The 8,685-nt window shown below is 35.7% G+C and carries 7 protein-coding genes; 5 read left to right on the top strand and 2 right to left on the bottom strand.

The features are described 5' to 3' along the window. Positions 1–160 precede the first annotated feature (160 nt). On the bottom strand, positions 161–1,693 hold the full coding sequence (locus C406_RS0115020; RefSeq protein ID WP_017381475.1) for an MDR family MFS transporter: 1,533 nt from the start codon (positions 1,691–1,693) through the stop codon (positions 161–163). A gap of 583 nt (positions 1,694–2,276) precedes the next feature. Next, positions 2,277–3,134, bottom strand: a complete 858-nt coding sequence (locus C406_RS0115015; RefSeq protein WP_017381474.1) for a VOC family protein — start codon at positions 3,132–3,134, stop codon at positions 2,277–2,279. 168 nt (positions 3,135–3,302) lie between these two features. Here C406_RS0115015 and C406_RS0115010 point away from each other — a divergent pair, with 168 nt between their 5' ends. From C406_RS0115010 to C406_RS0114990, 5 genes are all read left to right on the top strand, one after another. Further along, on the top strand, positions 3,303–4,778 hold the full coding sequence (locus C406_RS0115010) for a spore germination protein (RefSeq protein WP_017381473.1): 1,476 nt from the start codon (positions 3,303–3,305) through the stop codon (positions 4,776–4,778). Positions 4,779–4,791: 13 nt separating this feature from the next. Beyond that, complete coding sequence (locus C406_RS0115005; protein ID WP_017381472.1) at positions 4,792–5,877, top strand: GerAB/ArcD/ProY family transporter; 1,086 nt, start codon at positions 4,792–4,794, stop codon at positions 5,875–5,877. Further along, positions 5,874–6,977, top strand: a complete 1,104-nt coding sequence (locus tag C406_RS0115000; RefSeq protein WP_017381471.1) for a Ger(x)C family spore germination protein — start codon at positions 5,874–5,876, stop codon at positions 6,975–6,977. Before C406_RS0115005 ends, C406_RS0115000 begins: the two co-directional genes overlap by 4 nt. 112 nt (positions 6,978–7,089) lie before the next feature. After that, positions 7,090–7,704 (top strand): PH domain-containing protein, encoded by a 615-nt coding sequence (locus tag C406_RS0114995; protein WP_017381470.1) that lies wholly within the window; start codon positions 7,090–7,092, stop codon positions 7,702–7,704. Between the two features lie 297 nt (positions 7,705–8,001). Further along, the gene (locus tag C406_RS0114990; protein WP_017381469.1) at positions 8,002–8,676 is read left to right on the top strand and encodes an SOS response-associated peptidase; all 675 of its coding nucleotides are present in this window, start codon (positions 8,002–8,004) and stop codon (positions 8,674–8,676) included. Positions 8,677–8,685: the final 9 nt, after the last annotated feature.

The following is an 8,685-nucleotide window of genomic DNA, read 5'->3' as shown; positions in this document are numbered from 1 at the left end:
GAGGAGGCTGAAGCCGTGCCCGCGGAAAGCGTCCATCTGTTTCTGCATCGCTCTGCTAGCTTCGAAACATGAAAGTGCGCTGGAACGGAAAGCAACGGGATACTTGAAAAACTACGTAAGAAAAGACTGCCATTCTCATGACGAGAATGGCAGTTTTTATTCACATTTTTTTAGCGGTTTTTACTGCAACATCTTCGTTCTTCTTCTTTACTTCTAATCGTTCATTGCCCATATAGTATACGGCGATAAACGCGATGGAAATGGGAATTAGAGACAATAAGAAAGTAGTTGAGATAGAGTTCGACATAGCATTCACGATTACTTCTAAAATATCAGTTGGAATAGATGCCCGTTGTTCGGGTTGAAAAACTGTTTGCAAGTTTTCAATTGTATTAGCAGCATCTTGACCTGAACCATCAAGTTTGTCTGTGATTTCAGTGGTTAATAATTTGGTTTGAATTGAACCGAAAATTGTAATTCCCAGTGCAAGTCCAAGTGTACGAAAGAAAGAATTAGTCGAATTGGCAGATCCGCGATGACGGTAATCCATTTTGTGTACACTAGCCGAGGGAAGTAGGGAGAATGAAAATCCTACACCAAACCCAACAGTCACCATATACAAAGTTAACAAATATCTGCTCGTTTCAGGAGAAATGGTTGCCATAAGCCCCATACCAATTGCATAAGCAATTACAGAAATTGTCATAATTCGTTGATACGTCATTTTTGATTGAGCAAATCCGGCAAATGCACTACCGACTACTGATCCGAGCAACATCGGTATTAAAATGACTCCGGCATTTGTTGCAGAACCACCGTAGACTGCTTGCACAAAAATAGGAATAAAAATGGTTAACCCGACAAAGGTAGCCCCATATATTAAAGCCAACACTTGTGAGGAAGCAAATAGTCGATTCTTAAACATCCAAAACGAAATGATTGGTTCGCTAGCTCTAGTCTCTGCCCATAAAAAGAGTGTACAGAACACCGCAAAAGTAGAAAATAACGCAATGCTTTGCCAAGAACTCCAAGCAAATTCTTTTCCACCAAATTGGAGACCAAACATTAAACTGACAACCGCTGTAATAAGCGAAAAGGCACCAAGCCAATCAATTTTTTGTTTTTTAGGCTGCGTAGTTTCTTTATAAAAACGTAAAATTAATATAAGTGCAGCAAGTCCAATCGGTATATTAATATAAAATACCCAGTTCCAGCTGATTGTATCTGTGATAAAAGCCCCAAGTAGAGGTCCGAGCACACTAGATGCTCCAAAAACTGCCCCTAAAAGACCCGTCATTTTCCCGCGTTTTTCAGGCGGGAATACATCGAAAACAATCGTAAAGGCGATTGGCAATAAAGCTCCGCCCCCAATTCCTTGAATCGCACGGAATACTGCTAATTGAGGAACAGACTGTGCAATCCCACATAAGGCTGAACCGATTAAGAAAATCGTCAGTCCAAAGACGAAAAATCGTTTACGTCCATACATATCTGATAATTTCCCGAAAATCGGCATACCTGCTAATACGGCCACAGCATAAGCTGACGTAATCCAAACATAACTCTCAACGCCACCCAAGTCAGCCAAAATTGATCCAAGTGCTGTTGCCACAATTGTACTATCCATGGCTGCCATCAGTATCGCTAACAGCAGTCCAGCTAAAACGAGACGTAAATTTGTTTTTTCTACCATTGTAAAAACTCCTCTAATATTGACACTATACTAAGTGGTTCAGTTAAAAATAGTATAGCAATAGAGTTCATAAAAGAGAAATTTCAATTTGTAGCTGTAGCTTACATAGGCACGGTTTTATTATAGGAACTTCGTTAGTTAAGTTTTTGAATAGGTTAAGCAAAAAGGCCAAGGAATGTTTGAATACCAAAAAATTTTTTGGTCTTTTTTATAGCTCAGTTGTAATTATTGGCTGTCACGTTGTAATTATAGACCTCCACGTTGTAAAAATCGGGATCCACGTTGTAATAGTAAAATTGTGGGAGTTAATAACCTGATTATAATTGCAGTTAGTTTCCATTCTTCCGTCCATCAAAACCAAAGTACTTTATGCACGAAGGTTTCAGGTCATAAAGTACGCACAACAGACGGCAAGATTGCCTTACATAACAAAGACAGACTAGCGAAGTAACGAAGTCACTTCAGCTAATCTGTCTTATTCTTGAGGCTATTGTGATATAGGTTAGCAATCCAAAACTAAACTGGAAGCCGAATTCACACGGTTAATCAAATCCTTTTTTCAGCTGACACTGAAGGAAGAACCTTATCTAACAAACAATTGTACATCAATACCTGATGGATCTATAGCACTCACATAACCATTTAGTTCTGAAACAGATACACCCATTTCTTTTAATCTTAAAACGACAATTTCTCTAGCTTCTTCATTAGGATAAACAATTGAATAATTTTTCAGTCCAAGGGTATGTTCATCTCGTTCAATTGAGGAAGGATGTCCCCAAATATTAAGAGCAATATGATGATGGTAGCTATTAGAAGAGATAAACAATGCTTGAGTACCATAACGATTGACTATATCAAAGCCTAATCCTTGTACATAAAAAGATTCTGCTTCAGCTAAATTGGCAACACTTAGATGTACATGACCCATCACTGTTCCTAGGGGCATGCCACTCCATACTGTTGTTTGCTCTGCATTTGCCATTAGACTCTTAATATCAAGAGGATCTATGGTCATTTCTACTTGGCTATTTTGCCAATTCCAAGTTTCAGGACTACGGTCATAATAAATTTCTATGCCATTTCCATCCACGTCATTTAAATACAATGCTTCACTCACCATATGATCAGAAGCACCGCTAAAGGGATACCCAGAGCTACGAATATGATTGAAAACTGATCCTAGTTCTTCCTTGGAAGGAACTAAAAAAGCCATATGATAGAGGCCGGCTACATTTGGCACGTGATTTTTGGGAACGATTGTTTCTTCAATTGTCAAAATAGCGTCTTGTCCATTAGCGGTAAACTTCACAATAGAAGGAGTTTTCTCCAGAATATGAAGACCTAATATTTGTTCGTAAAAATTGGTTGCACTTGATAAGTTTTTAACCATTAAATGCACATGCTTTGGGTAAGTAGTAGGTTGTTGATGAAAAATCATATGACAAAACTCCTTTTAAGTTACTTTTTAAAACTAAGTTACTTTATGTAAGTTATTTTAAATTAGTCTGGTACACATGTCAAGGGGAGAGTTTTGACGTATATATTTTATGTGTTAGGGAGATACTCGGGGAATACAATAGCCTTCAACTCGAAGGGAAGTGAGCAAGTGAAAATATGGAAACGTTCAAAAAAAATGGTTGAAAGTAGTAAGGAAAAATCACCTAATCGTGTTCCATCAAATAGCGGTAAAGTCAATATTAGCCTTATTAAAAATGCCCTAGAAGATATAGATGATGCAGTTTTTAAAGAGTATCAAACAGCAAGAGGACTTGTGACCATTGTCTATTTGAATTCTCTAATTGATTCCTTGGTTTTACATAAAACCGTTGTTTCACCAATTGCAAGTAATAATGATCAAATCATTGAAGCATATGAACAACTCGATGCAACTAATCTTCATGACATACTTATGGTGATTACTGAAGGAAATACACTCATTTATCTCCATAACGAGCAACACTTTTTAAAAGCTAACACATATAGTCCACCACATCGCTCTATCATGGCTTCAGAAATTGAATCGACAGTCGTTGGTCCTCAAGATGCTTTTACAGAGTCTTTGAAAATTAATTTATCATTAATAAAAAGAAGAATTCATCAACCAGGTTTGAAAAGTAAGGATCGTATTATAGGAAAAGAAACGAATACGAAAATATCGATTGTTTATATCGAGCATCTCGTTAACAATGAAAATCTTCAACGTCTTGAGCAACGAATAAATGAAATTGATTATGACAATTTTATAGACATCACGATACTAACACAGTTAATTGAAGATAAGCCCTTTTCAATATTTCCTCATTTTGGTATGACATCAAGACCTGATTCTGCGTCTAATTATTTATTAGACGGCCGTATTATCATTGCCATGGAAAATAGTCAGAGCGTAATGATTTGTCCATTCTCATTTTTTGAAATGTTTAAGTCTCCTGAAGACTATTACAACAGATGGGGAACATCTTCGCTCTTAAGAATGATACGATTTACGGGTTTTTTCATTACCATTATGCTAACCCCTCTTTATATTTCAGCACTTTCTTATCATCAAGGAATTCTTCCTTTTGAAATGTTAATGGTATTGGAAGAATCAAGAAGTGGGGTGCCATTTCCACCTGTGATCGAAGTGCTTTTTATCGAACTCGTCATTGAAGTCTTAAGAGAAGCGGGGTCCCGAATGCCGTCGAAAATCGGTCAAACGATTGGTATTGTTGGGGGTATTGTTATTGGGACTGCATCAGTTGAAGCTGGACTAGTCAGTAATACATTGATTGTTCTTGTCGCAACTTCCGCGTTGCTGTCATTTTTATTACCTTCCTTTCTTATGAGTAGTGCGAGCCGAGTTGTTCGCTATCTTTTTATTTTAGCAGCAGGGTTATTTGGGTTACTTGGTCAAATGATTGCTTTTGCTTGGTTATTTAATCATTTATTGAATTTAACATCATTAGGGACTCCTTATATGTCACCAGTCATTCCAAGAGCATGGTCAGATTTGTATGACAGTATCATTCGTTTTCCAATGGTGTTTATTAACAAAAGAAAAGGGATATCTAGAGCCAAACAGGTGAAATTAGATTCTAAATAGGCAGGTGAAAGAAGTGGATGTAACTAAAAAGAAAGTATTAAATGGCTATCATGTGGTTTTTTTAGTTCAAAATGTCATGATTGGCATGGGTTTATTGTCCTTTAATACAGTATTAAGTCCAGTAGGCTATAGTCAATGGTGGATTCCACTTCTTTTTGGTGTTCTTGCAAATATTACACTCATTCCGATGGTTTGGCTTGCCTTACAATATAAAGAAGATGACTTGTTTGATATACACGAAAAGTTACTTGGAAAAAAATTCGGGAAATTGTTAAATGTTTTAATAATTGTCTATGTGGTTCTAGTAATTGCTTCAGTCACTCAAAACTATTTAGACCTTATTCAAATTGCTATACTACCTAATCGGGCAAATACTTTCCATGCATTTTTTATCATGCTATTAGCAGTACTTATTGTAAATGGGGGTATTAAGTCAGTTGCGAGGTTTTGCATCTTTACCTTTTTTTTCGCATTTGGACTCGTCTATTTTTTAAGATGGGGATTCGTAGCAGGAGAAATCAGTCATCTATTGCCCCTGTTTAACTTCTCATCTTCTGAATTTTTGGAAGCTACTAAAATCGGCTATAGTTCAATGGTTGGCTATGAACTTATTATGGTGTACTTTCCTTATATTATTAATCAAAAAAAAGCATTCAAGCAAACCTCTTTGGGTATTTGGATAACAGTCTTATTCTATTTCATGACTTCCGTTGTAGCGGTCATGTATTTTTCTGAATGGCAACTTGAACATATATTCTACCCAATACTTGAATTATTTCAAGCAGTGGAACTCTCCTTTGTAGAAAGAATCGATACAATTGGTATCACTGTTTGGGTGTTTTTAATTTTATCGACAATTAGTGCTTATTTATGGGTGGCAAAGAAAGGCATAGAATCTGTTCGTGCTAAAAATAGTCAGTATCACATTTACTTTACGGCTGTAAGTGTTTATATATTACTCAGTCTGCCTTTTACTCAAACAATTAAAAAGACATTGCATGAAAATATTTTCTATGTTAGCTATGGGCTAATATTATGGCCAGTATTTCTATGCATGATTCATTTTTTGAGAAAAGAGAAAAAAGGGGTAGTCAAATGAAAAAGAGTATAATTTGTATATTAGTTTCTTCGCTTACCCTAAGCGGTTGTACAGGAGTTAAGCAACCTCCATTAGAAGAAATAGGGTTAATTACTGTCCTTGCTTTTGATTATGTTGATAACAACAAGATGAAAATGACGGCAATTATTCCTCAGACTGATCCTGAAGCCGAAAAGCATACACAACAGTATTCAGTCGAAACAGATTTAATAGAAAAGGGGCTAGTTGAGATTTCGTCAAAATCAGATTTAACCGTTACGTTAAAGCAACTACGGGTAGTCTTTTTTAGTGAAGAATTTGCTGAATCTGGACAAATGAGAGAAGTAGTTAAACATTTATATAATGATGCAAATGTGAGAACACTCACAAATTTGGCTGTTGTTAAAGACTCGGCAGAAGCAGTTCTGACAAGTGAATATCCAGATAAACAAAGTATGAGTAAATACATTAATAGTTTTTTTCAGCACAGACAAGTTACTGTCTATAGTCCGATGATAACGCTGCATGACTTTATCCATAATTCATACAATCCATTAATTGATGGTTTAGTACCGTATGTTGAATTAAAAGAAGGATTCATTAAAATAAACGGAGTATCTGCGTTTAAAGAAGAAGAAATGATTCATGTATTTAGCGAAGATGAAGGGATTATAATACAAATATTACAAAAACCAGATGCTTTATCTATTTTAGTCTTTACGCAAGACATAGGCGATTCTAAAAAAGAAAAAGTGTCTTTGAAATTCGTTAAACATAAAGCTAAAATCACGTCTAATCATGACTTTGAATCGCCCAAGGTAAAGATTTCTATAAAACTTGAAGGAACATTATCTGAATACGATGGTGAAAGAGATTTGAACGATAAAAAAGGGTTAGCTTCAATTGAAAAAGATATTAATAAAAAAATTGAAGATGAAGTAAGGGAAATGCTTGAAAAATTCCGCGAATTATCAATAGATCCTGTAGGTCTTTTTGAAACTTTTCGTATGCGGTATAAAAAAGATTTCTCAAGGGATTTAAGGGATGAGTTGCTGTCTAAAGCAGAATTTGATATTGAAGTTAAAACGAACGTAGAAACAACGGGAACGATAAAAAAATAAGTTGGTTTTAATCATACTTAAAAAACGCAGAGATTATCTTCTGAAAAACATGGAACTTCCTATTTTATAAATCGTATTAATAGTTGAAGCTTTAATTTTAGGAGGAAAACAAATGTTTAAGAAATTAGCAGCTGAAGTATTTGGTTTATCAGAAATTGGTATTGTTGTACCAAAAGCAGATTTTGATAAAACAGAGTCCGACGATTTTGTCATGCATGAATCGGGGGAAGAAATTTTCTTCTTAATTAAAACAAAAGCTGATGAATATTGCTTCACGAATAAGGCTTTAATCCATGTAGATGGAGCAAATGCGATTAGCAAGAAACGAACACTTAAACGCTATGAATATGCGTATAATCTCATTACCGATGTCGAGTTAGAAACAGCAGGAACAATTGACTTAGATGTGGAAATTAAATTTACAATCGGCAATATACCACTATCTGTAGATATTCACAAAAGATTTTTAACTGAAATTAAAGATTTGTATAAAGTGTTATTTGCAATATCTCTTGAAGTAAAAGACAATGAGAAAAAATACACTATTGCAGAGAATAGCTTGTCATACGCTTCTCAATCAATGGGCCGTCTAGGTAACGACGAAGTAACCCCGGCTCAATCATTTGAAGATATTACACGTTTCGCAAACAATTGGATGCTCGAAAGTCGATTGAAATATGCAAAAAAAGATTTCAAAGATGTATTCGAGCTCTATATTAATCAATAACTTAAAAATCACATTAACCGCCCAACTTTTTACAGAGTGGGCGGCTTTTTTATGTAAATTAGTTAGATTATATGGCTTTAGATGACAGTTGTTTGCTGCTCCAGGTTGACGGACTAGCCCTACAGATTGTACAAAAACCGAAATGTTGAAAATTCATTAGTTTAGTAAAATATAGCACCTCGCACTTGATCGATTTAGCACCAACGTAATCTTTTTGTCGAGAAAATTCACGTAAGAAAAAAGGAAATCAGTTAACTGTAACGAATTGATTCTTATAGAAAGAGTGGAGGAATAAACATGTGTGGGCGCTATAGTTTGTTTGCTAATTTTCAGGAGATTGAAGAACGGTTTGGTCAAGCTACGTTTGATGTTGATGATTATGAAGAAAGCTATAATATTGCTCCTTCTCAAATGGTCCTTTCAGTGATCAATGATGGCTCGAAAAATCGTCTAGGCTTTTTAAAATGGGGTCTTATTCCACCATGGGCAAAAGACGAGAAAGTAGGCTATAAAATGATTAATGCAAGATCAGAAACTGTACATGAAAAACCCAGTTTTCGTAACGCGTTAAAGAATAAAAGATGCCTTATTGTCGCCGACTCGTTTTATGAGTGGAAACGAACAGATGGACGAAAAGTTCCGATGCGCATTAAAATGAAAAATGATGAGCTTTTTGCGATGGCTGGGTTATGGGAATCTTGGAAGACTCCTAATGGCAAGCTCGTTCACACATGTACCATCTTAACAACTGAGCCTAATGATTTGATGTCAACCATTCATGACCGGATGCCCGTCATTCTTAAACAACAAGATGAGTACAAGTGGTTAAATCCTGCAGTAAAAAATGGTGATGACTTAAAGCGCTATATGGTACCTTTAGAAGACGGTTTACTTGAAGCATACGAAGTGTCTGACAAAGTAAATTCACCCAAAAATAACGATCCTGAGTTGATTGTAAGAGTCGCGGAATAGGCGAAAGAG

The organism is Paenisporosarcina sp. TG-14 (assembly GCF_000297555.1).
In the GTDB taxonomy this organism is placed as follows: Bacteria; Bacillota; Bacilli; order Bacillales_A; family Planococcaceae; genus Paenisporosarcina; species Paenisporosarcina antarctica.
The sequence above is the reverse complement of the archived record's forward strand: the minus strand, read 5'-3'. Positions and strand labels throughout refer to the sequence as shown.

Bases quoted from the DNA above. Each gene is read 5' to 3' on its own strand.
- C406_RS0115020 (WP_017381475.1), bottom strand. From the start codon at position 1,693: ATGGTAGAAAAAACAAATTTACGTCTCGTTTTAGCTGGACTGCTGTTA.
- C406_RS0115015 (WP_017381474.1), bottom strand. From the start codon at position 3,134: ATGATTTTTCATCAACAACCTACTACTTACCCAAAGCATGTGCATTTA.
- C406_RS0115000 (WP_017381471.1), top strand. From the start codon at position 5,874: ATGAAAAAGAGTATAATTTGTATATTAGTTTCTTCGCTTACCCTAAGC.
- C406_RS0114995 (WP_017381470.1), top strand. From the start codon at position 7,090: ATGTTTAAGAAATTAGCAGCTGAAGTATTTGGTTTATCAGAAATTGGT.
- C406_RS0114990 (WP_017381469.1), top strand. From the start codon at position 8,002: ATGTGTGGGCGCTATAGTTTGTTTGCTAATTTTCAGGAGATTGAAGAA.